Source organism: Bradyrhizobium sp. 14AA (assembly GCF_054185205.1).
In genome coordinates, this window is the sequence record NZ_JAVAYM010000012.1 from 230,882 (window position 1) to 256,023 (window position 25,142).

Below are 25,142 nucleotides of genomic sequence, written 5' to 3' on the forward strand. Positions count from 1 at the left end.
ACGCGCCGGAGCGATGCTGAAGGGCCTAGTTGGGCAGCGAGAACACGGTCAGCGTACCGCCGAGTGCCGTGTAGTTGCTGAGCGCCGCATAGCCACCGACTGCGCCGAGACCGGCGGTCGGATCGGTCAGGCCTGCGGCGAGACCGATGCCGGCCCAGCCGCCCACACCGGAGAGCACTGCGACATACTGCTTGCCGCCGTTCTCATAGGTGGTGACGTTGCCGATGATGCCGGAGGGAGTCTTGAACTTGTAGAGCTCCTTGCCGGACTTGGCGTCGACCGCCTTCAGGTAGCCTTCGAGCGTGCCGTAGAACACCACGCCGCCGGCGGTTGCGAGCGCACCCGACCAGACCGAGAACTGCTCCTTGTTCGACCAGACGATCTTGCCGGTCTTGCCGTCCCAGGCGATGAAATTGCCCATGTGGCTTTCACCCTGCGGCGGATACATCGAGAGCGTCGCACCCACATAGGGCTGGCCCGCGGTGTAGCTCACCTTGAACGGTTCGTAGTCCATGCAGACGTGGTTGGTCGGAACGTAGAACAGCTGCGTGTCCGGCGAGTAGGCTGCCGGCTGCTCGTCCTTGGTACCGAGCGCGGCCGGGCAGATGCCCTTCACGTTGTGGTCCTCGCCCGCCTTGTCGGTCGAAGCTGCGTCGAGCACCTTCGGACGGCCGTAGGTCGGCGAGTTCTTGTCCATGTCAACGCCGGAGGTCCAGTTCACCTTCGGATCGTACTTCTCGGCGACCAGCAGTTCGCCGCTCTCACGATCCATGGTGTAGCCGAGACCGTTGCGGTCGAAATGCGTCAGCAGCTTGCGCGGCTGGCCGTTGATCTGCTGATCCGAGAGGATCATCTCGTTGACGCCGTCATAGTCCCACTCGTCGTGGGGCGTCATCTGATAGACCCACTTGGCCATGCCGGTGTCCGCGTCGCGCGCGAAGATGGTCATCGACCATTTGTTGTCGCCCGGACGTTGCTTCGGATTCCAGGTCGAGGGATTGCCCGACCCGTAATAGACCAGGTTCAGAGCGGGATCGTAGGACATCCAGCCCCAGGTGCAGCCGCCACCGATCTTCCACTGATCGCCCTGCCAGGTCTTCAGCGAAGAGTCGGCGCCGACCGGCTTGCCGAGCGACGTGGTCTTGGCCGGATCGACCTTGATCTGGTCATCCGGACCCTCGGAGAAGGCACGCCAGGCCTGCTTGCCGGTCTTGAGGTCGTAAGCGGTGACGTGGCACTGCACACCGAACTCGCCGCCGGAGATGCCGACGAGGACCTTGTCCTTGACGACCAGCGCGGCCGATGTACCGGTCTCGCCCTTGCTCGGATTGCCGTTCGTTGCCGACCACGCCACCTGGCCGGTCTTGGCGTCGAGCGCGACGAGGTTGGTGTCGGCCTGATGCAGGATGATCTTGCCGTCGCCGTAAGACAGGCCGCGGTTGACGGTATCGCAGCACATCACCGGGATGACGTTCGGATCCTGCTTCGGCTCGTACCTCCAGACGATCTTGTTCTCGTTGGAAAGGTCAATAGCGTAGACCTTGTTCGGGAACGGCGTGTGGACGTACATCATGTTGCCGATGATCAGCGGGCCGCCTTCATGGCCGCGCAGCACGCCGGTCGAGAAGGTCCAGGCGACCTGGAGCTTGCCGACGTTCTGGGCGTTGATCTGGTTCAGCTTGGAATAGCGGGAATTGGCGTAGTCGCCCGCCGGCATCACCCAATCTTTCGGGTTCTGCGACATCTTGATCAGCTCGTCATTGGCTGAAGCGCTGCCGACGGCGAGAGCCGCCGCGGAGCCAAGATAGGTCGCCAGTAGCACCTTGCGCATAGTTATTCCTCCGTTGGTCTCGTTTATTATTTCCGAAACATTGCTCAATCACCGGGCTTCTCGTCCGGCGTCTGCTCGTGCAGTGGTCACGATTGGGACCAGAAACGATGCTGTGCTGTTTCCTCCTCCGGATGAGAGCTACGGGTCCACGTGCAGGAGCGGCCCGTTCTTGTTGTTCCTGCCGCAATCCCTAACGTCTTCGCCATCGGGAAACTTGCCCAAGAGAGAAGCCGGTTTGCTTGACAGCGCACGGAGACGAAGTTTTTGATTTTGCAGTAGCGAATTCAGCGGCTTCCGTGTGCCTCCAGGACCGCCTTCGACGCTCAGGTTCCCCTTGACGGCGCTGCAACTAAGGCGGAGGATTAAGTTTCAAGGGTGGCAATGGAACGATGGCGCTCGTTTCAAAAGACCGCTCAAATTCGAGGTAAACGTCACGCAATCACGGCAGAGGGCTCCGGCAGCGCTGGTCGCGATTCGCGTCAATTCTCCGGATCAAACCAGTGGCTGGATTAATGTCCGACACAATTCACACGCTCTCGACGACCGGCATGACGCCGAAGCGGCAGATCCAGAGCTGGATCGACGGGCTGACGAGCTTGTGTGGGTATTTCGACGTCGATCCGCTGGAGGCGTCCTCGCTCGAAGGCCGCATCGATTATACCACCGTCTCGCGCCTGAAGCTCTGCCAGATCGAGGTGAGCCAGCATCGCATCGCGCACACGCTGGCGCGCGCCAAGGCCAACGAACATCCGTACATCAAGATCCACTTCCAGACCTACGGCGTGTCCTATTTCGAGCAGGAAGGCCGCCACATCGAAATCAACCCCGGCGACATCATCGCCTATGACGTCTCCTGCCCGCATTCGATCATCAGCCCCGCCTTCACGCGCCACGACGTGGTGATCGTGCCGAAGGCGCTGCTGCGCGACCGCGGCTTCCCGTCGCAGCGGATGCCGGCCTGCAAGCTGTCGTCGAAAACCGGGACGGGGCGGATCGCCCATGATTTCGTCCATGCGACCTTCGACGAGGCGGCAAAGCTGTCGGCGAACAGCGCGGTCGGCGTCGCCGATTCGCTGATCGACCTGCTGCTGCTGCCGCTGCGCGAGGCCGACACGATGTTCGACCGTGTCGGGCCCGAGGCGATGTATGTGCGTGCGCAGTTCTTCATCCGCGAGCACCTGCGCGATCCCGATCTGTGCATCGACCAGATCTCGACCGAGCTCGGCTGCTCCAAGCGCTATCTGCACATGCTGTTCTCCGAGCGCGGCACCACGGTCAGCGACTACATCTGGCAGGCGCGCCTGCAGAACTGCCGCCAGGAGCTCGAGGCTCACGCGGGCAAGACCATTACCGACGTCGCGTTCTCCTGGGGTTTCTCCAGCTCATCGCATTTCAGCCGCGTGTTCCGGAAATACTTCGGTGTGGTGCCGTCCTCGATCCACAAGGCGCAGCAGGGCACGGCGAGCTCGAAAGAGCATTAGGCGCACGCCGAAGAACCACCGGCACGGTGGCCAACGCGCTTACGTTGTCGTCGCAATGTAGGGAATGCTGGCCACGAGAGCGACGAGCAGCACCGCGTTGCCCAGCATTCCGCTCCAATGCAGCCGGCGCAACCGGCGCGGAGCGTCAGCATCCCCGGCGTCCCTCGCGCTGAGCTGGTCGTCCATCCGTTGCATGAACCAGCGGCGTCCCCAGATAGTCAGGGCGGTGCTCATGCCGACGCCGATCGCGGCGACCAGGCGACCGTCGAGGAGCAAAGCCACCGTTGCGATCACGCCGGCAACGCGCATGACCAGGAAATGGGCGTTGAACATTCCGCGCAGCAACTGGGCGACGGGCTGAATATCCAGCTTGACCAGCAGGAAGGCGGGTGAAGCCAGCGTGAAATAGCCCATCGGAAAGAGCAGGATGATCATCACGGCTACGGCAACGCCATCCGGTGTCATGCGATCGGCCCTTGTCGTCCGCGCCGAAGTCTTCCGGCAGCGGCGTACAATCATAGCGGGAAAATGCGTTTCCGACACTAGGCTTTGGTCGGACGCCGGGCCGAAAAGGGGCGGCCCCGGCACCATACCATGCCTTCAGGCCGGCTCTAGGCCGAGCGATTTCGCGCTCTCGATCCAGATCGGCAGTTCGCGCTGATAGAGCGCATTGCTTTCCTTGAAGCCGATTGCCGGTTCGAGCACGAAGGTCGCGAGAACTTCCTTCACTTTCGGATCGTTGTTGGCGGCAACGCACAGCTCCGCCAGGCGGTCGACGACCGGTTGCGGCGTCGCCTTCGGCACCGCCCAGCCGGAGAAGCCGCTGACGGTGAAGAACTTCGACGTCGCGCCCTGTTCGGGCAGCGTCTTCACGTTCGGAATCGCATCGACCTTTTTCGAATGCACCGCGAACACGGTGCCGCGATCGCTCTGCAGGACCGACTGCGCCGCGGTGTAGCTGCCCATCGCGGCATCGAGCGTGCCTTCGAGCATCCCTGTCCACATCGGCGCCTCGCCGCGGTAGTGGACCGGCTCGATATTGAGCCCGTATTGCTTGTTGAGCTCGTTGATCGTCATGTGCGGGGACGAGCCCGCGCTGTAGGTGCCGAAGTTCACCTTGCCGCTCTTGCGCGCGAAGGCGACGAAATCCTCCAGCGTCTTGACGCCGGTCTTGGGGTTCGCGACCAGCAGAAGCCCCGCGCCCGGAATGACGCTGACGAGCGCCAGATCCTTGTCCATGTCGTAGCCGGGATTCTTCATCACGACCCGGTTCATGATGTAGGTGGTCGAGATCGAGCACAGCACGGTGTGGCCGTCGGGCTCGGCGCGGGCGACTTCCGCGGTCCCGATCGCGCCGGATGCACCGGGCTTGTTCTCGACGACGACGGTCTTTCCGACCTGCTTGGAGATGAATTCGCCGTAGGCGCGCGCGAGCAGGTCGGTCTGTCCGCCGGCGGGATAGCTGCAAATCATGCGGATCTGCCGCGATGGCCAAGTGCCTTGTGATGCAGCTTGTGCCGAGGTGCTGCGCGCGACGAAGGGCATCGCGAGTGCGGCGGTGCCGGCGGCGACGAAGTGGCGGCGATCGAGTTTTGCGGACATGATTCTCTCCCGGATTTTTGCCGAAGGTACTGCATCAAGCTGGCGCCGCCATGGGCGGAAGGCGAGACAGATTGGCGCATTCGAACGCCGATTCTCGCGTCACCCGGGCGGGCGGCCCTTTCGCATCAGCCGCAGCCAGACGATCTCGGTCAGGGCCACCGCAATGAGGCCAAAGGTGCCGCCGATCAGGACGTTGACGATGCGCTCCTCCGCGATGCCGCTGGCGCCGCCGGCAAAGGACGCCGCCAGCGCGATGAAGAAACAGCGCAAGCCGAAGCCGACAATGTAGCGGGAGAACGAGATCAGCGTGAGGGTGGCCGCGAGCACCGCGAGCGCGTAGCCGATCCGGCTTTGCGGCAGCAGGACGCCGGCGAGGAAACCAAGCGGCACGCCGACCAACGCGCCGATCGCGCGCTGCTTCAGCTTGCCGGTGGAGGCGGCGAGATCGCCGACCACGACGCTCGCCGCCGACCACATCACCCATTGCCCCTGCGCGAGGTCGAGGATCTCGACCAGCGCCGCCGCGGCGAACACGGCCATGGCGGTTGCGAGTGCGGGCAGAAACCACTCGGTCGCGGGCGCTCCGAACGAGGCGGCGGCATTGCCGTCTCGCGGCTGGTCGTAAATCCGGATGCCGCAGACCAGCGCCAGCGCAATCGGAGAGGACACGACGATCATGCCGGCATGGCGCAGCGCTTCCGCGGCGCTGACGCCCTCCCGCACCTCGCAGGCGAGATAAACGGCGGGAATGAACACCCAATTGCCGAGCGTACGGAAATGTTCGCCAAAGCGCGTCACCGCCACCGCAAGGAAGCCGGCGAGCGCCGTCAGCACCGCGAATAGCGGCTTGACGGGCGCTGCAAGGAACAGCGCGGCAAAGGTGACGAGGATGGCGAGATAGTGCCACGCGACGACCTTGGGAGTCAGGTGCAGCCTGAGCGCAGGAATGAGCAACGAGACCGCGACGAGGCCGAGATTGAGCAGCGCCGTCTCGCGCGCGATGAAATAGGCCGCGACCATCGGGCCGACGACGATCAGCGCGCGCAGCAGTTCGGCGGTCTTGATCTCGCGGGAGAGGAGATCGCGCAGGCCTGCGGTGGTGGTCGGGGAATTCACAGGGCACCAAAGCGGCGGATGAAGCGCTACGCATAGCATGGAAATGACGTTGGCGGGTTGGTGTGAAGAGTGACGGCCGCGCCACATCCTCACGGTCATCGCCCGGCCTTGACCGGGCGATCCAGTACTCCGACAAGGTTGGGTTCAATCGAGGGGCCGCGGTGTACTGGATGCCCCGCCCCCGTGCGCAATTGCGCACTAGGCGGAGCATGACATCGATGATGTGCCGGCACCGCTGCTCGCCGCGAACGGTCCGTCACCGCTGAATGATCTTCATCCAGACGTCGCCGAGGATCGCGGGCTCGCGCGGCGGCAGGTAGGTGAGGCCGGCCTGCTTGCCGAATTCGGCGATCTTGCCCTCGGAGGCAAGCTCGCCCAGCACCTTGCTGACGGCGTCGATCAGCGCGTGCTCGGTGGCGAGCCCGACATAACCGCGGTTGGCGCCGATCGGATAGTAGTAGCCGGAAGGGGTAATCGCCGTGTCCGGATGCGCGGCGCGATGGGCGTCGAAGCGGCCGAGGTCGATCAGCGTCGCGTCGTAGTCGCCGCGTTGCAGCGCGCCGAGCAGATCGTCGCGGCCGGGAACGAGGTGGGTGATGCTGTCGATCAGGCGCCCCTTGTCGAAGGTCATCAGGACGGCATCGCCCAGCGATCCGCTCTCGATGACGAGGCGAAGGCCGGCGAGATCGCCGATGTCGCCGATCTTGCGGCCCTGCGCCTTGGGCCCGAGCACCACCGTCATCGGCGAATAGATGTAAGGCCGGCTCGGTGCGAGCACGCCGAGCGCGACGCGCCGGCGCCGGTCCTCGCGGGTGGCCCCGGCAAAATCCGGCAAGCGCGCCGTCTTCATGCCCGGCTTGACGAGGGAATCCGTCGTCAGCGCGTAGCCGCCGACCAGCGAGCAACGCCCGTCGGACAGCAGCGCATTGGCCTCGAGCTGCGGGCTGGAATCTTCATCCAGCTTGCTCTCGAACCACTGGATCGTCAGCGGCCGTCCCATCCGGTCCGCGATCGCCTGCGCCAGCAGCACGTCGAAGCCGGCGTCCGGCTTGCCCTTGTGATGCACCGAGAGCGGCGGCCGCTCCTCGTCGAGACAGATTCTTAGCGGATCATCGGCGGAGTGCGCAGCTGTCGCCGCTGCGAGAATCGCAGCAACGCTCCACGCGGCGATCCATCCCCTCATGGCTTCCTCCGGCTGGAGATGAAGGCCCAGAGATCTCCGATCTCGTCGTCGCTGAGGATATCGCCCCAGGGCGGCATCTTGTTGTTCTTGCCGTTCTTCACGGTGGTGACGAAGCGCGTCTTGTCGTCGGGAAAGGCGCGCAGGTCCGGCGTGATGGTGCCGGAGTTCATCATGTTGGGACCGTGGCAGTGCGAGCATTTCGAAGCATAGGTCGACTTGCCGTGGTCGATCTGTGCCTGCACGGGATTGCCGGTTGAATCGTCCGCGGGACGAACGGTCGCCGCAAGCGCGACCGTCAGCACCGCGACGGCGGCGATGACCGCCACCGTCCTGTGAGATACCTCTTTCAGCATCGCGCCGCGGTTACTGCTTGACCGCAAACACCCATAGCGAGCCACCCGGCGGCACTTTCGCCAGCCGCTCGTCGCCCGAGAACAGCGAGTAGACGCCGCCATAGCCGCTCGTGACGGCAACATATTGCACGCCGTCCTGCTGCCAGGTCACCGGCTGGCCCTCGATGCCGGAGCCGGTCTGGAACTGCCAGAGCTTCTTGCCGCTGTCGGCGTCGAAGGCCTCGAACTCGCCGGTCAGCGCGCCCGTGAATACCACGCCGCCGGCGGTCGACAGCACGCCGGAGAAGCGCGGGATGTCGGCGGGGGCCTCCCATTTCGCCTTGCCGGTCATGGGATCGATTGCCTTCAGATGACCGCGGGCGCCGTCACCCCATTCCCAGAGGTCGGTGAGGTCCATGCCGAGATACCATTCACCCTGCTTGAAGGTGACGGGCTCGGTCTTGTACCTGCCGCCGAAGGCGAGGGTGTTGGCGTAGGCGAGCCCGGTCTGCGGATTGAACGACATCGGCTCCCAGTTCTTGCCGCCGAGGATCGACGGATAGACCGTGACCTTCTTGCCCTCGCGCGCGTCCTTCGAGATGTCGGTCTCGATCGGACGGCCCGTCTTCATGTCGATGCCGGTCGCCCAGTTCACCTTCACGTACGGGTTGGCTGCGAGCAGCTTGCCGTTGGTGCGGTCGAGCACATAGAAGAAGCCGTTGCGGTTGGCGTCCATCAGCACCTTGGTCGGCTTGCCTTCGACGTTCATGTCGGCGAGGACCATCTCGGCCACGCTGTCATAGTCGAACGGATTGTTCGGCGAGAACTGGTAATGCCACTTGATCTTGCCGGTCTTGGGATCCATTGCCAGCACGGAGCAGGTGTAGAGATTGTCGCCGGGGCGCACCGCCGAGTTGAACGGGCCGGGATTGCCGATGCCCCAATAGACGGTGTTCAACTCGGGATCATAAGAACCCGTGATCCAGGTCGAGCCGCCGCCGAGCTTCCAGGTGTCGCCCTTCCAGGTGTCGCCGCCGGCCTCGTCCGGCGAGGGGATCGAATGGGTGCGCCAGAGATGCTTGCCGGTCGCCGGATCCCAGCCGTCGATGAAGCCGCGGGTGCCGAACTCGGCGCCGGAGATGCCGGTGATGACGACGCCGTCGGCGACCAGCGGGGCCACCGTCATCGAATAGCCTTCCTTGATGTCGGCGGCCTTCTGCCGCCACAGCTCCTTGCCGTCCTTGGCGTCGAGCGCGATCACGTTGGCGTCGAGCGTGGTGCGGAATACCTTGCCGTCGTAGAGCGCTGCGCCGCGGTTGATGATGCCGCAGCAGACGATGCGCGGGGTCTCGGCGGGATACTCGATCTTGGATTTCCAGATCTGCTTGCCGGTCTTGGCATCGACCGCCATGGTCGCGTTGTGCGATGTCACGTAGATCACGCCCTGGTACACCAGCGGCTGCGATTCCTCGCTGCGATCGTCGTTGAAAGAGTAGTTCCAGACCGGGACGAGGTTCTTGACGGTGTCCTTGTTGATCTGGTTCAGCGTCGAGAAACGCTGGAGATTGTAGCCCATCCCGTAGTTGAGAACGTTCGACGTATCAGTCGCACCCTTGACCAGCTGTTCGGCCGTTTGTGCGCTTGCACAAGTCGATGCAAGCATGACGAGGCTCGCGGCCATCGCAAAGCGTTTCATCCGTTCCTCCCAGTACGCGCGCCTTTTGACGCTGCGGCAGCAACACTCCGCCCGAATGCAAAACGCGTCAATACGAAAGTCGTAACTGCGATGCCGATATGTTGGACGCCAGATGCCGGTCACCTGACAGAAACCTTACAGACGACTCTCACTTGCGCGCAGACGCTGGAAAAATTTCGCGGCATGAAGCGGCAGCGAGTGCAGGCCGCGGAGCTTGGGGGGCGGGTTCCGGAAATTGTGCGGCGCAGGTTGTGATTCCGGACTTGAACCGCACCTCGCTTGTGGACTTATGTCGCTTCGATCTGCTCGAATCGGGCTCATGGCCAGGGAGGTTTCGATGATCACACGTCGCTCTGTTGCGCTTGCACTCACGATTGCAGTGTTGTCCGGTCCGGCCTGGTCGGCCTCGGGCAACGCGGTCAAGATGTTCGATACCGACAATGACGGCACGCTCGATCTTGCCGAAGTGAAGAAGGCGGCCAGCGCATTGTTCGCCAAGCTCGATCCCGATCGGGACGGCACGCTGGATGCGCGCGAATTGCGCGGACGGTTAACGGCGAAAGAACTCCCGCCGCCGATCCTGATCGCGACGGGACTCTCACGCTCGACGAATATCTGTCCGTGGTGGAGCAGCGCTTCAACGCCGCGAATCCCGACAAGGACGGAACGCTGGATGCGAAGGAGCTGAATTCCCGTGCCGGCCGCGCGCTGCTGCGATTGTTGAGGTGAGTGCGGTAGCGCTTGACTGGGAGCGAAGGCGATTTGCACGAGAGGGAAATTCGCGAGCAATATGCGACAGTTCGCTGTGCCAACGCTTTGATTCCAGGCTTGCGCTGTGCTTGAGGCAGCCCTAGGTTTTGCCCCGCGCGATGTCGCGCTCAATACCTTGGGGAGACCCCGAATGGCTTGGAAAGCTCCGAAGATCGTGGAAGTGCCGGTCGGCATGGAAATCAACATGTACGCCTGCGCTGCGCGCAAGTAAGACTGACGACCTGCTGCGGCTTCGATGGCGGATCGCCGTCGAAGCCGTGGCAGTGTCGGATCCTGCCCCGCCGTCGTCGTGCCTCACGCTTTGCCATTGACGCAAGGCCAGACCTGACCGGGCGTCGGAAATCCTCCCCAAAATCTCGATCGTGCTCTTGCTGCGTTGTGTTACGTTGACCCCTGGTCAGCGCCGCTGCGGCTTTGGCGCGCGCGTGCGGAACACGGAATGCGGATCGGGGCTCTCAGATTTTCGACGATCATTGCGTGCAGCGTCGCGCTCGCACCGGCGTACGCCAGCGCAGAAGAAGGCTTTGATACCGAGCACATCTTCGGCTTCATGATCGGCACCGACGTCGGCAATCCCGGTGAGCGCGAATTCCAGACCCAGACGACCGGGCGCTTCGGCAAGGGCGGCGGGACCTATCGCGCCCTCGCGCAGGAGGTCGAGATCGAGGTGGTGCCGCTGCCGAACTTCCGCATCGAGCTCGGCGGCACTGCCACCTGGCACGACATCACCGGCGTCCCCGATATCGACGACCGCCGCCAGTTCAATTTCCAGGGCGCCTCGCTCGACCTGCGTTACCGCCTGCTCGACCGCGAGCGCGCGCCATTTGGCTTGACCATTGCCGCAGAGCTCCACGGTGACCGCATCGACGAGACCAGCGGCGCGAAAGGGCGGATGTACGGCACCGACTTCACGCTCGCCTTCGACCGCGAACTGATCCCGAACTTCGCCATCGGCGCCCTCAACCTGATCTACCAGCCGGAATGGGCCCGCTTCGAGGTGGCAGGAGAGTCCGAGAAGAGCTCGACGATCGGAGCGGCGTTTGCCGGCCTGGTGCGCGTGCGCCCCAACGTGCTGCTCGGCGGCGAGCTGCGTTACTTCCGGCAATATGAGGGCATCGGCCTCGGCGAGTTCGCCGGCCAGGCCCTGTTCGTCGGTCCGACCGCCTATTTCCAGCTTTCCGAGCGGTCACGCCTGACCATGAGCTGGAGCATGCAGGCCTGGGGGCGCCCGGCCGGATCGGGCGGGAATCTCGACCTCGTCAATTTCGAACGCCACCAGGCGCGATTGGTGTTCGGGGTCAACTTCTAGCAAGACGGGTTCCGGCCCCATTTCTCACGCCGGTTTGAAACTTCCCACTCCTGGGAGCGTAGCCCTTTATGCTACTCTTGATCGCCCCGTGAGAGGATCCCGGCATGAACCCGATCGACCTGGTGGTGACTGTGTGTGCGGTGCTCTCGCCTGCGACCTGCGAGGAGCAGCATCTGGTGTTCAACTATGCGGGATCGCCCCGCCAATGCGTGATGGCCGCACCGCCCTATATCGCGCAATGGGTCGGCGAGCATCCGAAGTGGCAGGCCGTGCGCTGGCGCTGCGAATATCCGCACCCGAACGACAAGGCGTAAATCGGGCGCGCTACTTCGTACAGTCCTTCAGATCCTTGTCGGCGATCGAGAACACCGCGTCCGCCTTGATCTCGATGTCGCGGACGACGCACTGCCGTGAACTGGGATAGCTGACCTTGGCGTCATAGCGGCCGGGCTCGACGCCGGTGATGCGCAGCCGCTCGTCGTGGTCGACCTCCTTGTCCTTGTCGTTGAGACACTGGTTCGGGCCCCAATCGGTCTTGCCGGCCGGCGAGAGCTGGAAGCCGGAGATCGTCTCCGTCGTCAGATTCCAGAGACGGATGCCCTTGCCCTTGGCCTGCGCGGCGGCTTCGCCGGCAAGCGTCAACGACGCGATCAAAGCTAGAACCCAACGCATCAGCCAGTCCTCCCAAAGGCGGGCCATCATTCCCTGATCAGGCGCTCGCGGTTCTTTGCCTTGTCGAAATTTTTGGCGCGGTCAAGGCCGTTCAGTGTGATCAGCTTCGCCGAGACGAGATCGGCGCCGTCGAAATCGGCGTCGATGACGATGGCGCCCGTCAGATCGGCTCCGCCGAGTTGGGCGTTTTTCAGTGATGCGCCGCTCAGATCGGCGCCCCTGAGGACTGCGAATTCGAGGTCGACGCGCGACAAATCGGCGTTGCGCGCGTTCAGCCGTTCCAGATTGGCGGATCTCAGCACCGCGCGCATCAGCCCCATCGACTGGTTGCGCATATCGGCGCCCAGATGCGCGTCCGCGATCGAAGCGCCGACCAGGCTTGCGCCGGTGAGATCGGCAGCGATGCGCGCTCCTGACAGGTTCGCGCCGTCGAGGCGCGCACGGGCCATTTGCGAGGCGAACAGATTGGCGCCCTTCAGGCTTGCGCCGGTAAGATCCGCATCCAGCAGCCACGCCTGATCGAGGATTGCACGGTCAAGCCTGGCGTCTCGGAGTATTGTCTTGTTGAGCCGCGCGGCGCGGAAGACCGCGTTGGACAGGTCCAGCCCCGAGAGATCGAGGCCCGACAGGCGTTTGCCGGTGAAATCGGCTGGCTGCGCGGCGCTCGCTTTGGCCAGCACGGCCTCGACCTCTGGCCTGGTCATTTCGGACGAGACCATCGCGGGGGAGGTGAGGTCGACGTCACGCATCATGTCCTGCGCGCCCGCCGTCATCGTGACGAGTGCAAGACCAAGCGTTGCCAGCGTTGAGAGGGCGACCGTCCGCGTCATCATCAGCTCCGCCGCCGGCCCAGTCTAGCACGTCCGCCAGGCGACCGGCTATGAGACATCTCGCTCAGTGCGGTCGCCTTGAGTTCGTTGGGTGAGGCCGGCCTTGATCGCCGCAATCTCGGCTTCGCCGCGTCTGTCGCGCGGGATGCCGATAGGCACCTCGGCCACGATCCGCGCGGGCCGCGGCGACAGGAAGAACAGCCGGTCGCCGAGGCGCACTGCATCGTCCAGGCTGTGTGTCACCAAAAGCGTCATCACTGGCCGGCTCGCGACGAGCGTTGCAATCTCATCGCGCAGGCGCCCGGCGAGTGCGTCGTCGAGCGATGCCAGCGGTTCGTCGAGCACCAGAATATCCGGCTCGACGGCAAAGGCGCGGGCGAGCGCCACGCGCCGGGCCAAACCCAGCGAGAGCTCACCGGGATAGTGGTTGCGATGCGCTTCCAGCTCCAGGATCTTGAACAGCTCGGCGAGCTTGGCGTCAGCCACGTCGGGCGCAGCCAGCCGCACATTCTGCTCGACGGAGCGCCACGGCAGCAGTCGCGGCTCCTGGAACACCATGCCGATCCGCGCCTCCGGCGGCCGCGCGACACGGCCTGCAAAGTCGTGGTCCAATCCCAGGATGATGCGCAGCATCGTGCTCTTGCCGCAGCCGGACGGGCCGATCAGCACGCCGACCTCGCCGGGCTGAAGCGCGAATCTGACCGGCGCCAGCACCTCGTGCGTTCCGCCCGCGGCACTCCTGAAGGTCTTGCCTGTGATATCGACCTCAAGCCGCACGGGGCCGCCACCTGTTTGCGCGAGCTTCGAACGGCTGCACCAGCAAGGTTTCGATGACGAGCACGACGGCGGCGAAGGTCAGCGAATAGGCGAGCAGCCGTGGCGTGTCGAACAGCTGGAAGGCGACGCCGATCTCGAAGCCGACGCCGTTCGGACGTCCCAACAGCTCGGCGACCAGCACGATCTTCCACACCAGTGACAGTCCGGAGCGGGCGGCTGCGGCGATATAGGGCGCCAGCTGCGGCAGCACGACATGTCGGAACGCGCGCCAGCGCGGCATCGCGAATACGCTCGCCATCTCGTCGAGCGAGCGGTCCAGCGCGCGGGTGCCCTCGCGCAAGGTGACGACGGCGGTCGGCAACTTGTTGATGGCGATTGCCGTAATCGCGGCGGCCTCAGTCAGCCCGGCCCAGATATAGGCCAGCACGATCACGACCAGCGCCGGCAAGTTGAGCAGCAGGATCAGCCAGGGATCGCCGAGCCGGTCGGCGAGCTTCACCCGTCCCATGAGATAACCGATGGCACTGCCGAGCGACATCGCCAGCACGAAGGCGAGGGCCACGCGCGCCAGCGTGGCGCCGAGATGCAGGAATAGCGCGCCGCTCGATGCTTCCGCGATCATCACCTCGAGCACGGCCGGCGGGGAGGGCAGCTTTACGCCGCCGACGAACAGCGCGGCAATCCACCAGGTCACGAGGAACAGGGCAAACGAGAGAAGACGCAGCACCTCAGTCTCCGGGGAGCGCGTGATAGAACGTGCCGGGATCTAGCTCGGCTGTGGGGCCGACGAGATCGCGGCCGCCGATCTCGGCCAGCACGCGATACAGCACGCGCGCGTCTTGTTCCTCGTCGGCGATGCTCCGGCGCGGAATGCCGTCGCGGTAGCGGTCGCGATAGGTCTTGAGCAGGGTGGCATCGTTCGTGCCGGTGAGCGGCGCGATCGTGTCCCAGGCCGCGTCGGAGGTCACCAGCAGCTGCTTGGCCTTGCGGGTCATCGCGACGAAGCGCGCCACGGCGTCGCGATGGCTCGCCGCCCAGCTTTCGTCGAAGACGTAGCCGACCGCGGAGACGGCGCCCTTGGCGCCCAGCTTCGGCAAGATCTCCTCGATGCCGGCGAGGCGGCGAAAGCCCTTCGCCTCCAGCTGGGCGCAGAAATTCCAGAAGTTGAGGCTCGCATCCATCTCGCCGTCGAGCGCCTTGGCGGCGATCAGAGGCGGGGCGCCATAGACGATGGTCGCATCCGACTTCAGGTCGATGCCGTCCTGCTTCATCCGCGCCTGGAGCAGCAGCCAGCTCTTGTCGATCGCTCCGCCGGCCACCGCGAGCTTGCGGCCCTTCAGGTCGGCGAGCGTCTTGATCGGCGAGGATGCGGGTACCATCACCGCGCCGAGCGCACTGGAGTAGGGGTAGAAGGTCAGCTTGGCGCCCAGCGCACGCTCGCGCGACACCCACAGCCAGTCGGACAGGATGATGTCGGCGCTGCCTGCGCGCATCGCGATTTTGCCGGCCTCGGTGCTGGCGAGTTCGGCGACCTCCAGCGACAGGTCCGCCTCCTTGTCGAGGCCGCCGGCGCGGATCGCGGCCAGCTCCCAGGAAAATGTCCCGGTTTTCTGCACGGCAAGGCGGATGGTATCCGTAGCGCGGGCCGGTGCAGCCATCGTCAGCGCCAGTATCACCGCGAGCGCCAATATTCGTCCCAAAACTCTCATCACCTTGTGAGCCGTTTCCTCGAAGAGAGTGCTTTTCAGGACAATACGCATAGCATAGCTTTCGTCGCAACCAGCGGGAGAACGCGCATGAATCTGGCCGGGCAGCTACGACCGATTGTCGCCGCATTGACGGTGCTGGCGGCGACCGCATGCGTGGCGCGGGCGGAGGAGGCCAATGACTATCCCACGGCGGCGCGCGCCGAGTATGTCTATGGCTGCATGAAGGCCAATGGCGAGAGCCGGCAATCGATCGAGCAATGTTCCTGCTCGATCGACGTGGTCGCCTCGATCGTCTCCTATGAGCGCTACGTCACTGCCGAGACGGCGCTCAGCATGTCCCAGGTCCGCGGCAATCTCGGCGTCCAGTTCCGCACGTCGGAGCAGGCGAACTCAGCCGTGAATGATTTGCGGCGGGCGCAGGCGGAAGCCGAGGTGAGGTGTTTCTGATGCTGTCTTCCCTTCTCCCCTTGTGGGAGAAGGTCGCGCGCAGCGCCGGATGAGGGGCTCTCACGGCGCGCTCATTTGTGGAGACAGACCCCTCACCCGTCTCGCCGCGGTCGCGGCGAGCCACTCTCTCCCACAGGTGGAGCGGGAAGAAAGCGCCTTAAGTCCCCGGCTTCTCCACGTCCCATTCATTGCGGAACACGTGCCCGTCCGTGTCCTTCGCCTCCGCGCGGAAACGCTTGGCGCCGTTGGAGACGTAGGTGAAGCGCAGATTGGGATCTTCCGAGATCGAGATGCCGCCTTCCATCGACAGCACGGGGCTGTCGTCCTGCGTCAGCTTCAGCTGATTGACGAAGAAGGCGGGGATATAGAGCTGCGTGACCTGGTCCATCTGCAGGCCGGAATTGTTGGGATGGCCGATCATGATCTGCGCCTCGCGGACGCGGCTCGCCGGCGCCTCCTCGCGCGCGAACTGCCGGTAGCGCATCTGGCCGAGCCGGTTGTTGGCTTCCTCGGCATTCTTTCCTGCCGGCGCCGAGCAGCCGCCAGAGGCCTTCACATAGACTTTCGAGACATAGAGCTGGCCGTCGCTGAGCTCGGCGACCGCATGGACGTCGGTGTAATTGTTGACGCGCACGCGCGTCGAGATCTCAGTGACATTGGCATCGGAGCCGAGCTCGAACTTTGCGGCCATCGGCGCGGGATTGCGGTCGATCACGAGCGTGATCGAACGGATGCGGCGGGCATCGCCTGGCGACAGCTTGCTGCGCAGGGTCACCGGCACGATCGCCGCGTCCTCGGCGCGGTAGGGCATCTCGATGCCGATGACGGCGCTGCCGTCATTCATCGGACGGTTGCTGAAGATGTCCTGCACGAGGCCAGGCCAGGGATCGTTGGCCTCTTCAGCCTGCGCTGGCGCGGCAAAGGCGACGCCAAGGAGCAGGGCGATCAAGGGCAGGCGGCGTGTGCATCCCGTCATGGTCATGGTCCCGCGCGGACAAAGCAGAGATCTCAGACAGCCTAGCGCGCCCGCTACTCCCATTCAATTTCCGAAAATGCTGCGGTTGCGTTGCGGGCGTTGTAGTCGTCGAACAGTTGCCAATGCGGCCGTTCCGCTGCGGCCGCCTTGTCGGCGGCGGTCCGGATCGGCTCACCCTTCTTGTTCGACGCCCGGACGTCGGCCAGCAATATCGAGAGATAACGCCGCTCGTCGACGAGGGCTGCAGGCCACTCGCTCACAGGCCCGTGGCCGGGCACGACGCGCTGCGCCGGAATCCTCTCGAGTTCCCCGAGCAGGCCGAGCCAGCCCCGGATGCTGCCGTCCATCACCGGAATATGCCCGAGAAAGACGAGGTCGCCGGCGAACAGCGTCTTGGTGGTCTCGTCGAACACCGTCAGGTCGTTGTCGCTGTGCCCGGCGGGCCATGCCCGCAAGGTCAGGCGGCGCGATCCGAGGTCGAGCGTCATCGTGTCCTTCACGAGCAGGGTGGGCGGCACGATCTTCACGGGCGAGATCAATTCGTCGCCCATGATGCGTCTAAAATTGTCGAGATAATACGGCCCGCGGCTCGCCAGTGCCTGTGCCAGCTTGCTGTGGCCGACGAAGCTGGTTCCGTCGGCGGCGAAGGCGGCGTTGCCGAAGACATGGTCAGGATGACCGTGGGTGTTGATGACGTAACGGATCGGCTTGGCCGTGCGGGTCCGCACCGCTGCCCGCAGCGCCTCGCCCCCGCGGAGGCTGCCGCCAGTGTCGATCACGGCCACCGCGTCCTCGCCGATGATGAAGCCGACATTTGCGATGTCGCCCTCGTTCTCGCGGGTCATGAGCGCGATGGTCCCGGAGTGCACGAAGATTCCCGGTGCGACTTCGCTTACAGGCAATTCGGCCACCCCAGCGCGTGCTAGCGTTGCTGTCCCCAGCAGGGACAGGGCTGCGATCATCAAAGCGATGCGAGACACTTTTCCGCCTCAGTTCAGATGGTTTCTGCATTGCACTGCAACAAAGCGAAAGCCAGCACAAAGCCGGCAAACCATGGCGCGTCATGCGTTGCATGGCTAGCATTCAAACAAAATGAGGAGGAAGCGCGATGACGCAGGCCGGACGACATCGTCGCTGGTTGTATTCGCTGGTGTTGATGGCTGCATCTTGCGCAATGAATGGCATCGCCATCGCGCAGACGAGCGACAGCGGCGACCTTTCGTTCGAACTGGTCGACCCCAAGGTCCTGCGCGTCTGCGCCGACCCGCGCAACCTGCCGTTCTCGAACGAGAAGGGCGAAGGGTTCGAGAACAAGCTCGCCGAATTCCTGGCGGACAAGCTCCAGAAGAAGCTCGACTATGTCTTCTTTCCGCAAGCGACAGGCTTCGTGCGGATGACGCTGGGCGCGCATCGCTGCGACGTCATCATGGGTTTTCCGCAGGGCGATGACCTCGTCCAGGGCACCAATCCCTACTACCGTACGACCTATGCGCTGGTCGCCAAGGCCGGCAGTGGCCTCGAGGACGTCGATACGCTCGAAGACGCGCGGCTGAAGGGCAAGCATGTCGGCATCGTCGCCGGCACGCCGCCCGCGACCAACATGGCGCTTGCGGGCCTGATGGGGGACGCAAAGCCCTATCCGCTGATGATCGACACGCGCTTCGACAATTCGGCGCAGGCGATGATCGACGACCTCACGGCCGGCAAGATCGACGCCGGCGTGCTGTGGGGACCGATGGCCGGTTTTTATGCCAAGAAAGCCGGCTCGCTTCATGTCACGCCGCTGGTGAAGGAAACGACGGGGCCGAAGCTCGTCTATCGCATCGGCATGGGCGTGCGGCCCGCCGACCAGAACTGGAAGCGGCAGCTCAACAAGCTGATCCAGGAGAACCAGGGCGAGATCAACAAGATCCTGCTCGACTTCGGTGTCCCTCTGCTGGACGAGAACGATCGGCCGCTCGGCGCGGAGACGGCCAAGAAGACGCCATGAAGCGGTGCCTTGCTGCTGCGCTTGTCGTTGTCGCGTTCGCGGCGCCGGCATTCGCGCAGCAGCAGGAGCCGTTCGAGCCCGAGGGTTATCGCAGCGACAATTACCGCGCACCAGTGCCGGCGACGCTTGCCGGCGCGCGCGTGCTGACGACTGCGGCTGCTGAAGCGATCTGGCGTGGCAAGAGCGGCGCGTTCATCGACGTGCTGCCGCGCCCGCCGAAGCCGAAGAACCTGCCTGAAGGCACGGTGTGGCGCGATGCGCCGCGCAAGAGCATTCCGGGCAGCCTGTGGCTGCCGGATACCGGCTACGGCGCGCTGCCGCCGGCGATGGACGATTATTTCCAGCGCGGCCTCGCACGTGCCTCGCGCGGCGACAAGGCCGCGCTGCTGGTGATCTATTGCCTCGCCGACTGCTGGATGTCCTGGAACGCGGCCAAGCGCGCGCTGGCGTATGGCTACTCCAACATCGCGTGGTATCCCGACGGCACCGACGGCTGGGAGCACGCGACGCTTCCGACTGAGGAGGTGCAGCCGGAGCCGCGGCCTGAGCAGTAGAGGTCGTCATGCCCGGGCTTGTCCCGGGCATCCACGTCCTTCGTTCCGCATGGCCATACGTGGATGGCCGAGACAAGCCCGGCCATGACGCAAGGGGAGAGACGCGAAGCAACGCCTACTGCTTCTGCAACTTTGTCAGCGTTCCCGTCCCGTTGGTCTCGGTCGCCGAATAGTTCACCCGGTCGCCGGCATGGACGGCATCCAGCATCGCGGCGTCCTTCGCCTTGTATTCCTGGAGCGCGCCGGCACCGCCGGCGCTGCCGCCGACTGTGCCTTTCTGCGTCTGCTGGATCGAGATCGTGCCGTTGAGCCGATCGATCCGCGTGACCATTCCGGTCATGTCGTCAGCAAGAGCGCTGGTTGCGAGCATGCTGAGGGCCGCAGCGCCCGCGAAGATGAATTTTGCAGTTCCCATCGAGGCCTCCCGACGTCTAGGATTCACTTCGACAAGACATCCTAGATCGATTTGGTTCCGGCCGATACCGCGGCAAAACGTTAACGATGCCGCGGCCGATCCGGGAACTTTTCGTGAGCCGTCAGCGAGATTGACGCTATTCCATTTCCTGCTGGATCACGCGCCCGAGCGCGAACAGGCGCTGGTCGATGGCGGTTGGAACCTCGCAGACGAACCGGACCACCTTGTTGCGATCCTCGAAAATGCGGGTCTTCCAGATCAGCTCGTTGCCGAGCGCCTCGACCTTGGCGTCGTCGCGCGTCGCCGCGCCCTGGAGCGCCTGGAGCGCAAGCGTCTCCTCGCGGATCTTGTCGGCGGCCTCGCGCTGCTTGCGGCTGACGCGTTCCAACCCGATCATGACCTGGGAACGCTGCGCATTGAGCGTGTCGAACAGACCCGCGAACAGCAGCTTTGCGTTCGCAGTCTTGTCGGTGGCGGAGCCGGCCAGGAATTCCTTCACCAATTTCTCGGCCTCGTCCAGCGGCGTCTTGCGCGCCGACAATTTCGCGACCAGCGCGGTGATCTTCGTGTCGTTCTTCCACTTGCTCTCGGCGTCATCGAGCGAAGGACCGGCCCAGACAGCGGCGAGCGAGATCTCCGGGACCTTGGCTTGCGTGCAGGGCCAGTTGGGATAGCGCGGATCGGCCGCGTGCGCGGCCGTGCTCGCGCCTGCGAGCGCCAAAGCGGCCATGGCCAGAAACCGAACCGTCATCCTTCGCCTCCTGCGGGCGCCCGTCGCGCCAGCCCGCGTGAGGGATCATAGGCCAGAATCGCGCCGATCATGAAGACGATTGTGCAGGCTGCGACCACCGCCAACGAGATCCAGTTGATTTGCCCGTAGAGGGCAAAACGTATCAGCTCGACCGCATGAGTGAACGGATTGGCCTCGCAGAGATAGTAGAGATAAGGGCTGCCCTCCTGTACCCGCCAGAGCGGGTAGAGCGCGGAGGAGGCGAAGAACATCGGGAAGATCACGAAGTTCATGACGCCGGCAAAATTCTCCAGCTGCTTGATGCCGGAGGAGATCAGCATGCCGAGCGAGCCCAGCATCAGCCCTGACAGGATCAGCGCCGGCAGCACGGTAAGATAACCCGACGGCGGCGGGGTGATGTCCCAGAACCAGGCGATCAGCAGGAACGCATAGACCTGGAGCAGCGACACCGCGGTGCCCGCGAGCAGTTTGCAGAACAACAGGAAGCCGCGCGGCAGTGGGCTGACCAGCAGCGTGCGCATATTGCCCATCTCGCGGTCATAGACCATCGAGAGCGAGGACTGCATGCCGTTGAACAGCTGGATCATCGCCATCAACCCGGGCGCGATATAGACCTCGTAGAGGATGTAGGTCTCGTAAGGAGGGATGATGGAGATGCCGAGCACCTGACGAAAGCCGGCGGCGAAGATGAACAGCCATACCAGCGGCCGCACCAGCGCGGAGACGAAGCGCTCGCGCTGATGCAGGAAGCGCAGGCCCTCGCGCCAGACGATGCCCGTGAGGCACGTCATGTACTCGGCAGCCGAGAAGCCGCGCGGCGCGTCCCGCGTCGTGATGCTGCTCATGCGCCGCCTCCCGGCATGGTTTGCGCGCCGGTCAGGCGCATGAAGGCGGTGTTGACGTCCTGCGCGCCGGCCTCCGCGATGACGCGGCTCATCGGCCCCTGCGCCAGCACCTTGCCCTGATGCAGCACCACGAGATCGTCACTGGGCATGATCTCGTCGAACAGATGCGTCGCCCAGAGCACGCCGATACCTTGCTCGGTCACGAGCTGGCGGACATGGCTGATGATGTCGGCGCGCGCCTTGACGTCGAGGCCGACGGTCGGCTCATCCAGCAGCAAGAGTCGCGGCCGGTGCAGAAGCGCGCGTGCGATCTCCAGCCGCCGCATCTGGCCGCCCGAGAGATCGCGCACCTTGCTGCCGGCGCGCTCGTCGAGCCCGATGCGGCCGAGCAGCTCGGCGCTGCGTGCGGCGGCCTCGCGGCGGCTGATGCCGTGGAGCGCGGCGTGATAGAGCAGGTTCTGCGTCAGCGACAGATCCAGATCGAGCGTTCGCGGTTGGAACACGACGCCAAGCAGCCGCAGCGCCTCGCCGGGGCTCTTGCCGACGTCATGCCCGAAAATGCCGACGCGGCCGGACTGAATGCCGAACAGGCGCGTGATGAGCGAGAACAAGGTGCTCTTGCCAGCGCCGTTCAGCCCGAGCAGTGCAGTGAAGCTCGCGGGCTGCACGTTGAAAGACACGTCCATCAGCGCCCGGCGCGGGCCGTAAGAATGGCTGACGCCGTCGATCGACAGCGCCGGCACTGCGGCCGGATCAGGCTTCGGCGCCTCGTGTGGTTCGGTGATGGGAGCGGGGCTGGTCATGGTGCGATCGTGATGCCCCAGGGCAGTTCGCCCACCTGAATGGTCTTGATCACCTTTTGCGCGGCGACGTCGATGACGGAAACGTCGTTCGATACGCCGTTGGTGGTGAGCAGGTATTTCTCGTCCGGCGTGAATGCCATGTGCCAGACCCGCTGCCCCACCAGCAGGTATTTCGTCACCTTGCGCGTGGCGACGTCAACGACGGCTACGCGGTTGGCCGGGCCGAGCGCAATGAAGGCGGTCTTGTCGTCCCTGGTCATGCCGATGCCGACGGGCTGGATCGCCTCTTTCCGCAAGCCCGGAATCTCGAACGTGACCTTGCCGATCACCTCGTGCTTTCCGGGATCGATCACCGACACGGTGCCGCCGATCTCGGAGGACACCCACAATTCGGAAGCGTCGTGCTTGAACTCGGCAAAGCGCGGCCGCGCGTCCACCAGCACGTTGGCGACGATCTGACGCGAGGCGGTATCGATGAAATGCGCCATGTTGGTGGTTTCAGACGTGTTGATCAGCGTCTTGCCGTCGGGGCTGATGGTCATGCCTTCGGGCTCGACGCCGACCTGGATGTCGCCGAGGCGGGCACGCTTCTCCAGGTCGATCACGGTCACCGTGTTGTCGTTCTCGTTGGCGACGTAGAGGATCTTTCCGGCGGCGTCCTGGGCGAACAATTCCGGATCGGGACCGGAGGGCAGGCTGTCCACCACGGCTTGCGTCTTGGCGTCGATCACCTGGATGGTGTCGTCATCGCCGACCGCGACCATCACGAACTTGCCGTCGCGCGTGAAATCGATGCCGCGCGGGCGCTGGCCGACCTTGATGGTCTTGGTCACCGTCCATGTCTCGGTGTCGATCACCGAGACCGTGTTGCTCTTCTCGTTCGAGACATAGGCGATGAAGGCATGCGCGGGCGCCGCCGCCAGCGCCAGTCCGGACAAGAGCCCAACACGCCACATGCGCAACATCTGCGTCCTCATTTCAACTTGCATTTGCTCTCCGGGCGGTCGTAGCCGAGCGTGTCGAGCTCGGAGACCTGGTGCAGGAAACCTTCCTGCGGCGATACCGACACCACCATGCGGCCGTCGACCAGCAGGATCGGCTGGCGCAACTGGAGATTCCAGTCGCGCAGCGTCAGCCGCGTGCCCTTGAAGGCGGCGACCGAGAAATCGGGGCCCTTGATGAAGTCGGTGACCTTCTTGACGTCGCCGGAATTGGTGCGCGAAGTGGCTTCGCCGATCATGCGCGCCGCGGTCCAGGCTTGCATGTCGAGTGCCGTCATGCGCCGCGAGTTCAGCTTGATGAAGCGGTTCTGCATCTGGATCGCGCCCCACTGGTCCTGCGCCGCGTCCCAGCTTTTCGGCACGAGGCCGGCGGAGCCCGCGACGGGACGGGGATCCCAGGTGCGATAAGGCAGGTACGCGCCGAACACCTCGCTCTCGTCGGCGGCGACCAGCACGTCGTAGGCGGGCGCTTGTTGCGTGAACACCGGCATCTGGCGCTGGATCTGTGTGACGCCGGAGTCGGTGCGCCGCGCGCCGCCTTTGTCCTCGAAGGTCCGCTCCTGCACGATCTTGGCGCCAAACCGCGCGGCGGTGCGCCTTAGCGCATCGGCGAACAGCTTGTCCTCGTCATGCGAGCCCACCACCAGCAGCCAGCGCGACCACTTCTTCCACACCAGATACTGGCCGAGCGCGTCCGCCAGCATCGCGCGCGTCGGTGCGGTGTGAATCACGTTGGCGCGGCAATCGGCCTCGCGCAGCCGCTCGTCGATCGCGCCCGCGTTGAACAGCAGCGTGCCGCGCTCGCGCAGGGCGTCGGCGACCTTCAGCAGCGCATCGGCCGGCAGCTCGGCGATGATGAAGCCGTTCTTGTCGGCGAGCGCGGTCGCGGCCTGGACGACGTCCTCGCTTTCCTTGATGCGGCGCTCTTCCAGCGCAAACCGCTGGTTGAGGAATTTTCCGGTGGTGTTGTTGTCCTCGATGGCGAGGCGCGCGCCGGCGATGCCGTCATTCTCCGCGGGCTGCTCGACCAGCGACAGCGTCGATCTGGTGCCGGCGATGCCGAGATAGCCGACGCCGATCAAGGCAGGCTCCGCCGCGAACGCGCTCGTCGCAGCAAGACCGAAGCCGATCAGGCCGACCAACCATCGGATCATGTTTCCTCCAGGCGTTCTCCCCGGCTTGACCGCCGATGGAGAATTGTCTCTGCTTCGAGCATGACCGATTTGTCGGGGCATGCAACCCCGCATTTCGTCCCCGTGCGCGTAAGGCCTGGAATCACGATCATGCGAGCATTGATGACGATCGCCGCTTTGCTGTTGACGGGCTCAGTCGCGTTCGCCGATCCGCCGAAACTTGCTGTGTTCGATTTCGAACTGATCGACACCAGTCTGCCCGGCGAGTTCTACGGCTCCAAGCCCGAAGAGGCGCGGCTCCTGCGCATCAGCGAGCAGCTCCGCAAGGAGCTGACGGAGTCCGGGCGGTTCCAGGTGCTCGACATCGCGCCGGTCAGGGACGCCGCCCGTCACGCTAACTTGCAGGCCTGCGGCGGCTGCGACCTCAAACTCGCCGGTCAGCTCGGTGCCGACCTGGAGATCACCGGCATGGTGCAGAAAGTCTCGAACCTGATCATCAACCTCAACATCTATTTGCGCGACGTGAAGACCGGCAACATGATCGCGGCCGCCAGCGCCGACATGCGCGGCAACACGGACGAGTCCTGGACGCGCACGATGAGCTATCTCATCCGCAACCGGCTGCTGGCGCCGAATTACGGCAAGCCGGAGTAGGTCCTTCTCTCCGTGAGCGCCGCCGTGCCCTCTCCCCTTGTGGGCCTGTTGCGCTACTGCCTTTTGAGGCAGGAGACGAGAGAGAGAGGGCACTGTTGGCGCCAATTGTCAGGGCGAGACTGTAGTTGGTGCCCTCTCCGGGCGTCTCACGCGGCGATTGCGGCCCACCGCCTCATATTGAACGCGATGGAGGCAAGCAGGACTTGCCCGCTTGCCTTGGCGAGGCCGACGTAGCGGATGCAGGTGAGCCGCATCCGGCGTTTG

28 protein-coding genes and 2 pseudogenes are annotated in these 25,142 nt (G+C 64.4%); 9 read left to right on the forward strand and 21 right to left on the reverse strand.

Going from position 1 to position 25,142, the window contains the following annotated elements; genetic code table 11:
• Positions 1-25: 25 nt before the first annotated feature.
• Complete coding sequence (gene xoxF5 / locus RAD15_RS22625) at positions 26-1,831, reverse strand: lanthanide-dependent methanol dehydrogenase XoxF5 (protein ID WP_458180396.1); 1,806 nt, start codon at positions 1,829-1,831, stop codon at positions 26-28.
• 512 nt (positions 1,832-2,343) lie between these two features.
• Here xoxF5 and RAD15_RS22630 point away from each other — a divergent pair.
• The gene (locus RAD15_RS22630; protein WP_458180397.1) at positions 2,344-3,312 is read left to right on the forward strand and encodes a helix-turn-helix domain-containing protein; all 969 of its coding nucleotides are present in this window, start codon (positions 2,344-2,346) and stop codon (positions 3,310-3,312) included.
• Positions 3,313-3,351: 39 nt separating this feature from the next.
• Here the strand turns inward: RAD15_RS22630 and RAD15_RS22635 are convergent, their stop codons facing one another.
• The 6 genes from RAD15_RS22635 to RAD15_RS22660 all read right to left on the reverse strand — a co-directional run bounded on the left by RAD15_RS22635 (position 3,352) and on the right by RAD15_RS22660 (position 9,241).
• Positions 3,352-3,777, reverse strand: a complete 426-nt coding sequence (locus tag RAD15_RS22635; RefSeq protein ID WP_458180398.1) for a hypothetical protein — start codon at positions 3,775-3,777, stop codon at positions 3,352-3,354.
• A 135-nt stretch (positions 3,778-3,912) separates the two neighbouring features.
• Positions 3,913-4,914 carry a Bug family tripartite tricarboxylate transporter substrate binding protein gene (locus RAD15_RS22640; protein WP_458180399.1) on the reverse strand — a complete coding sequence of 334 codons (1,002 nt, stop codon included), beginning with the start codon at positions 4,912-4,914 and terminating at the stop codon, positions 3,913-3,915.
• A gap of 99 nt (positions 4,915-5,013) precedes the next feature.
• Positions 5,014-6,030, reverse strand: a complete 1,017-nt coding sequence (locus RAD15_RS22645; protein WP_458180400.1) for an FUSC family protein — start codon at positions 6,028-6,030, stop codon at positions 5,014-5,016.
• A gap of 256 nt (positions 6,031-6,286) precedes the next feature.
• Complete coding sequence (locus RAD15_RS22650) at positions 6,287-7,213, reverse strand: substrate-binding periplasmic protein (protein ID WP_458180401.1); 927 nt, start codon at positions 7,211-7,213, stop codon at positions 6,287-6,289.
• A complete protein-coding gene (locus RAD15_RS22655) occupies positions 7,210-7,566 on the reverse strand; it encodes a c-type cytochrome (RefSeq protein WP_458180402.1) in 357 nt (118 codons plus the stop codon). Before RAD15_RS22655 ends, RAD15_RS22650 begins: the two co-directional genes overlap by 4 nt.
• A 10-nt stretch (positions 7,567-7,576) precedes the next feature.
• On the reverse strand, positions 7,577-9,241 hold the full coding sequence (locus tag RAD15_RS22660) for a methanol/ethanol family PQQ-dependent dehydrogenase (protein WP_458180403.1): 1,665 nt from the start codon (positions 9,239-9,241) through the stop codon (positions 7,577-7,579).
• Between the two features lie 337 nt (positions 9,242-9,578).
• On the opposite strand from RAD15_RS22660, the pseudogene RAD15_RS22665 reads away from it, so the two are divergent.
• The 4 genes and pseudogenes from RAD15_RS22665 to RAD15_RS22680 all read left to right on the forward strand — a co-directional run bounded on the left by RAD15_RS22665 (position 9,579) and on the right by RAD15_RS22680 (position 11,635).
• Positions 9,579-9,970, forward strand: a pseudogene (locus RAD15_RS22665) (calcium-binding protein).
• Between the two features lie 172 nt (positions 9,971-10,142).
• On the forward strand, positions 10,143-10,223 hold the full coding sequence (pqqA, locus tag RAD15_RS22670; protein ID WP_012029362.1) for a pyrroloquinoline quinone precursor peptide PqqA: 81 nt from the start codon (positions 10,143-10,145) through the stop codon (positions 10,221-10,223).
• 228 nt (positions 10,224-10,451) lie between these two features.
• The gene (locus tag RAD15_RS22675) at positions 10,452-11,321 is read left to right on the forward strand and encodes a hypothetical protein (protein WP_458180404.1); all 870 of its coding nucleotides are present in this window, start codon (positions 10,452-10,454) and stop codon (positions 11,319-11,321) included.
• Positions 11,322-11,425: 104 nt separating this feature from the next.
• Positions 11,426-11,635 (forward strand): hypothetical protein, encoded by a 210-nt coding sequence (locus RAD15_RS22680; protein ID WP_063688494.1) that lies wholly within the window; start codon positions 11,426-11,428, stop codon positions 11,633-11,635.
• A 10-nt stretch (positions 11,636-11,645) separates the two neighbouring features.
• Here RAD15_RS22680 and RAD15_RS22685 read toward each other — a convergent pair whose 3' ends face one another.
• From RAD15_RS22685 to RAD15_RS22705, 5 genes are read right to left on the reverse strand one after another with little or no spacing between them, the layout of a single operon-like run.
• Positions 11,646-11,993 carry a hypothetical protein gene (locus RAD15_RS22685; protein WP_458180405.1) on the reverse strand — a complete coding sequence of 116 codons (348 nt, stop codon included), beginning with the start codon at positions 11,991-11,993 and terminating at the stop codon, positions 11,646-11,648.
• Between the two features lie 26 nt (positions 11,994-12,019).
• Positions 12,020-12,823, reverse strand: a complete 804-nt coding sequence (locus RAD15_RS22690; protein ID WP_458180406.1) for a pentapeptide repeat-containing protein — start codon at positions 12,821-12,823, stop codon at positions 12,020-12,022.
• Between the two features lie 48 nt (positions 12,824-12,871).
• On the reverse strand, positions 12,872-13,600 hold the full coding sequence (locus RAD15_RS22695) for an ABC transporter ATP-binding protein (RefSeq protein WP_458180407.1): 729 nt from the start codon (positions 13,598-13,600) through the stop codon (positions 12,872-12,874).
• Positions 13,590-14,327: an ABC transporter permease gene (locus RAD15_RS22700; protein ID WP_458180408.1), complete on the reverse strand. Its 738-nt coding sequence runs from the start codon at positions 14,325-14,327 to the stop codon at positions 13,590-13,592. The genes RAD15_RS22695 and RAD15_RS22700 overlap by 11 nt, the downstream gene beginning before the upstream one ends.
• 1 nt (position 14,328) lies before the next feature.
• Positions 14,329-15,309, reverse strand: a complete 981-nt coding sequence (locus tag RAD15_RS22705) for an ABC transporter substrate-binding protein (RefSeq protein WP_458180435.1) — start codon at positions 15,307-15,309, stop codon at positions 14,329-14,331.
• Positions 15,310-15,396: 87 nt separating this feature from the next.
• On the opposite strand from RAD15_RS22705, the gene RAD15_RS22710 reads away from it, so the two are divergent.
• Entirely contained in the window at positions 15,397-15,756 is a 360-nt protein-coding gene (locus tag RAD15_RS22710) for a hypothetical protein (protein ID WP_458180409.1), read from the forward strand.
• A gap of 157 nt (positions 15,757-15,913) precedes the next feature.
• On the opposite strand, the gene RAD15_RS22715 is transcribed toward RAD15_RS22710, so the two are convergent.
• Positions 15,914-16,732, reverse strand: coding sequence for a quinoprotein dehydrogenase-associated SoxYZ-like carrier (locus RAD15_RS22715; protein WP_458180410.1), 819 nt, complete (start codon positions 16,730-16,732; stop codon positions 15,914-15,916).
• Positions 16,733-16,785: 53 nt separating this feature from the next.
• Complete coding sequence (locus RAD15_RS22720; RefSeq protein WP_458180411.1) at positions 16,786-17,712, reverse strand: quinoprotein relay system zinc metallohydrolase 2; 927 nt, start codon at positions 17,710-17,712, stop codon at positions 16,786-16,788.
• 128 nt (positions 17,713-17,840) lie between these two features.
• Here RAD15_RS22720 and RAD15_RS22725 point away from each other — a divergent pair, with 128 nt between their 5' ends.
• On the forward strand, positions 17,841-18,722 hold the full coding sequence (locus tag RAD15_RS22725; protein ID WP_458180413.1) for a substrate-binding domain-containing protein: 882 nt from the start codon (positions 17,841-17,843) through the stop codon (positions 18,720-18,722).
• Complete coding sequence (locus tag RAD15_RS22730; RefSeq protein ID WP_458180414.1) at positions 18,719-19,276, forward strand: PQQ-dependent catabolism-associated CXXCW motif protein; 558 nt, start codon at positions 18,719-18,721, stop codon at positions 19,274-19,276. Before RAD15_RS22725 ends, RAD15_RS22730 begins: the two co-directional genes overlap by 4 nt.
• 115 nt (positions 19,277-19,391) lie before the next feature.
• On the opposite strand, the gene RAD15_RS22735 is transcribed toward RAD15_RS22730, so the two are convergent.
• The 6 genes from RAD15_RS22735 to RAD15_RS22760 all read right to left on the reverse strand — a co-directional run bounded on the left by RAD15_RS22735 (position 19,392) and on the right by RAD15_RS22760 (position 24,245).
• Positions 19,392-19,691 (reverse strand): copper-binding protein, encoded by a 300-nt coding sequence (locus RAD15_RS22735; RefSeq protein WP_458180415.1) that lies wholly within the window; start codon positions 19,689-19,691, stop codon positions 19,392-19,394.
• 136 nt (positions 19,692-19,827) lie between these two features.
• Entirely contained in the window at positions 19,828-20,442 is a 615-nt protein-coding gene (locus tag RAD15_RS22740) for a hypothetical protein (protein WP_458180416.1), read from the reverse strand.
• Positions 20,439-21,287 carry an ABC transporter permease gene (locus tag RAD15_RS22745; RefSeq protein WP_458180417.1) on the reverse strand — a complete coding sequence of 283 codons (849 nt, stop codon included), beginning with the start codon at positions 21,285-21,287 and terminating at the stop codon, positions 20,439-20,441. The genes RAD15_RS22740 and RAD15_RS22745 overlap by 4 nt, the downstream gene beginning before the upstream one ends.
• Entirely contained in the window at positions 21,284-22,090 is an 807-nt protein-coding gene (locus RAD15_RS22750) for an ABC transporter ATP-binding protein (protein WP_458180418.1), read from the reverse strand. The genes RAD15_RS22745 and RAD15_RS22750 overlap by 4 nt, the downstream gene beginning before the upstream one ends.
• On the reverse strand, positions 22,087-23,079 hold the full coding sequence (locus RAD15_RS22755; protein WP_458180419.1) for a YVTN family beta-propeller repeat protein: 993 nt from the start codon (positions 23,077-23,079) through the stop codon (positions 22,087-22,089). Before RAD15_RS22755 ends, RAD15_RS22750 begins: the two co-directional genes overlap by 4 nt.
• A complete protein-coding gene (locus tag RAD15_RS22760; RefSeq protein ID WP_458180421.1) occupies positions 23,064-24,245 on the reverse strand; it encodes an ABC transporter substrate-binding protein in 1,182 nt (393 codons plus the stop codon). The genes RAD15_RS22755 and RAD15_RS22760 overlap by 16 nt, the downstream gene beginning before the upstream one ends.
• A gap of 60 nt (positions 24,246-24,305) precedes the next feature.
• On the opposite strand from RAD15_RS22760, the gene RAD15_RS22765 reads away from it, so the two are divergent.
• Positions 24,306-24,878, forward strand: coding sequence for a DUF3280 domain-containing protein (locus RAD15_RS22765; protein ID WP_458180422.1), 573 nt, complete (start codon positions 24,306-24,308; stop codon positions 24,876-24,878).
• A 146-nt stretch (positions 24,879-25,024) separates the two neighbouring features.
• Here RAD15_RS22765 and RAD15_RS22770 read toward each other — a convergent pair.
• A pseudogene (locus RAD15_RS22770) lies at positions 25,025-25,142 on the reverse strand (IS5/IS1182 family transposase); the annotation flags it as partial.

What these genes read in the sequence shown, in the direction of transcription:
- xoxF5 (WP_458180396.1), bottom strand. Translation starts at nt 1,831, where the DNA reads ATGCGCAAGGTGCTACTGGCGACCTATCTTGGCTCCGCGGCGGCTCTC.
- RAD15_RS22630 (WP_458180397.1), top strand. Translation starts at nt 2,344, where the DNA reads ATGTCCGACACAATTCACACGCTCTCGACGACCGGCATGACGCCGAAG.
- RAD15_RS22635 (WP_458180398.1), bottom strand. Translation starts at nt 3,777, where the DNA reads ATGACACCGGATGGCGTTGCCGTAGCCGTGATGATCATCCTGCTCTTT.
- RAD15_RS22640 (WP_458180399.1), bottom strand. Translation starts at nt 4,914, where the DNA reads ATGTCCGCAAAACTCGATCGCCGCCACTTCGTCGCCGCCGGCACCGCC.
- RAD15_RS22650 (WP_458180401.1), bottom strand. Translation starts at nt 7,213, where the DNA reads ATGAGGGGATGGATCGCCGCGTGGAGCGTTGCTGCGATTCTCGCAGCG.
- RAD15_RS22655 (WP_458180402.1), bottom strand. Translation starts at nt 7,566, where the DNA reads ATGCTGAAAGAGGTATCTCACAGGACGGTGGCGGTCATCGCCGCCGTC.
- RAD15_RS22660 (WP_458180403.1), bottom strand. Translation starts at nt 9,241, where the DNA reads ATGAAACGCTTTGCGATGGCCGCGAGCCTCGTCATGCTTGCATCGACT.
- pqqA (WP_012029362.1), top strand. Translation starts at nt 10,143, where the DNA reads ATGGCTTGGAAAGCTCCGAAGATCGTGGAAGTGCCGGTCGGCATGGAA.
- RAD15_RS22675 (WP_458180404.1), top strand. Translation starts at nt 10,452, where the DNA reads ATGCGGATCGGGGCTCTCAGATTTTCGACGATCATTGCGTGCAGCGTC.
- RAD15_RS22680 (WP_063688494.1), top strand. Translation starts at nt 11,426, where the DNA reads ATGAACCCGATCGACCTGGTGGTGACTGTGTGTGCGGTGCTCTCGCCT.
- RAD15_RS22685 (WP_458180405.1), bottom strand. Translation starts at nt 11,993, where the DNA reads ATGCGTTGGGTTCTAGCTTTGATCGCGTCGTTGACGCTTGCCGGCGAA.
- RAD15_RS22690 (WP_458180406.1), bottom strand. Translation starts at nt 12,823, where the DNA reads ATGACGCGGACGGTCGCCCTCTCAACGCTGGCAACGCTTGGTCTTGCA.
- RAD15_RS22705 (WP_458180435.1), bottom strand. Translation starts at nt 15,309, where the DNA reads ATGAGAGTTTTGGGACGAATATTGGCGCTCGCGGTGATACTGGCGCTG.
- RAD15_RS22710 (WP_458180409.1), top strand. Translation starts at nt 15,397, where the DNA reads ATGAATCTGGCCGGGCAGCTACGACCGATTGTCGCCGCATTGACGGTG.
- RAD15_RS22715 (WP_458180410.1), bottom strand. Translation starts at nt 16,732, where the DNA reads ATGACGGGATGCACACGCCGCCTGCCCTTGATCGCCCTGCTCCTTGGC.
- RAD15_RS22725 (WP_458180413.1), top strand. Translation starts at nt 17,841, where the DNA reads ATGACGCAGGCCGGACGACATCGTCGCTGGTTGTATTCGCTGGTGTTG.
- RAD15_RS22730 (WP_458180414.1), top strand. Translation starts at nt 18,719, where the DNA reads ATGAAGCGGTGCCTTGCTGCTGCGCTTGTCGTTGTCGCGTTCGCGGCG.
- RAD15_RS22735 (WP_458180415.1), bottom strand. Translation starts at nt 19,691, where the DNA reads ATGGGAACTGCAAAATTCATCTTCGCGGGCGCTGCGGCCCTCAGCATG.
- RAD15_RS22740 (WP_458180416.1), bottom strand. Translation starts at nt 20,442, where the DNA reads ATGACGGTTCGGTTTCTGGCCATGGCCGCTTTGGCGCTCGCAGGCGCG.
- RAD15_RS22745 (WP_458180417.1), bottom strand. Translation starts at nt 21,287, where the DNA reads ATGAGCAGCATCACGACGCGGGACGCGCCGCGCGGCTTCTCGGCTGCC.
- RAD15_RS22750 (WP_458180418.1), bottom strand. Translation starts at nt 22,090, where the DNA reads ATGACCAGCCCCGCTCCCATCACCGAACCACACGAGGCGCCGAAGCCT.
- RAD15_RS22755 (WP_458180419.1), bottom strand. Translation starts at nt 23,079, where the DNA reads ATGCAAGTTGAAATGAGGACGCAGATGTTGCGCATGTGGCGTGTTGGG.
- RAD15_RS22760 (WP_458180421.1), bottom strand. Translation starts at nt 24,245, where the DNA reads ATGATCCGATGGTTGGTCGGCCTGATCGGCTTCGGTCTTGCTGCGACG.
- RAD15_RS22765 (WP_458180422.1), top strand. Translation starts at nt 24,306, where the DNA reads ATGACCGATTTGTCGGGGCATGCAACCCCGCATTTCGTCCCCGTGCGC.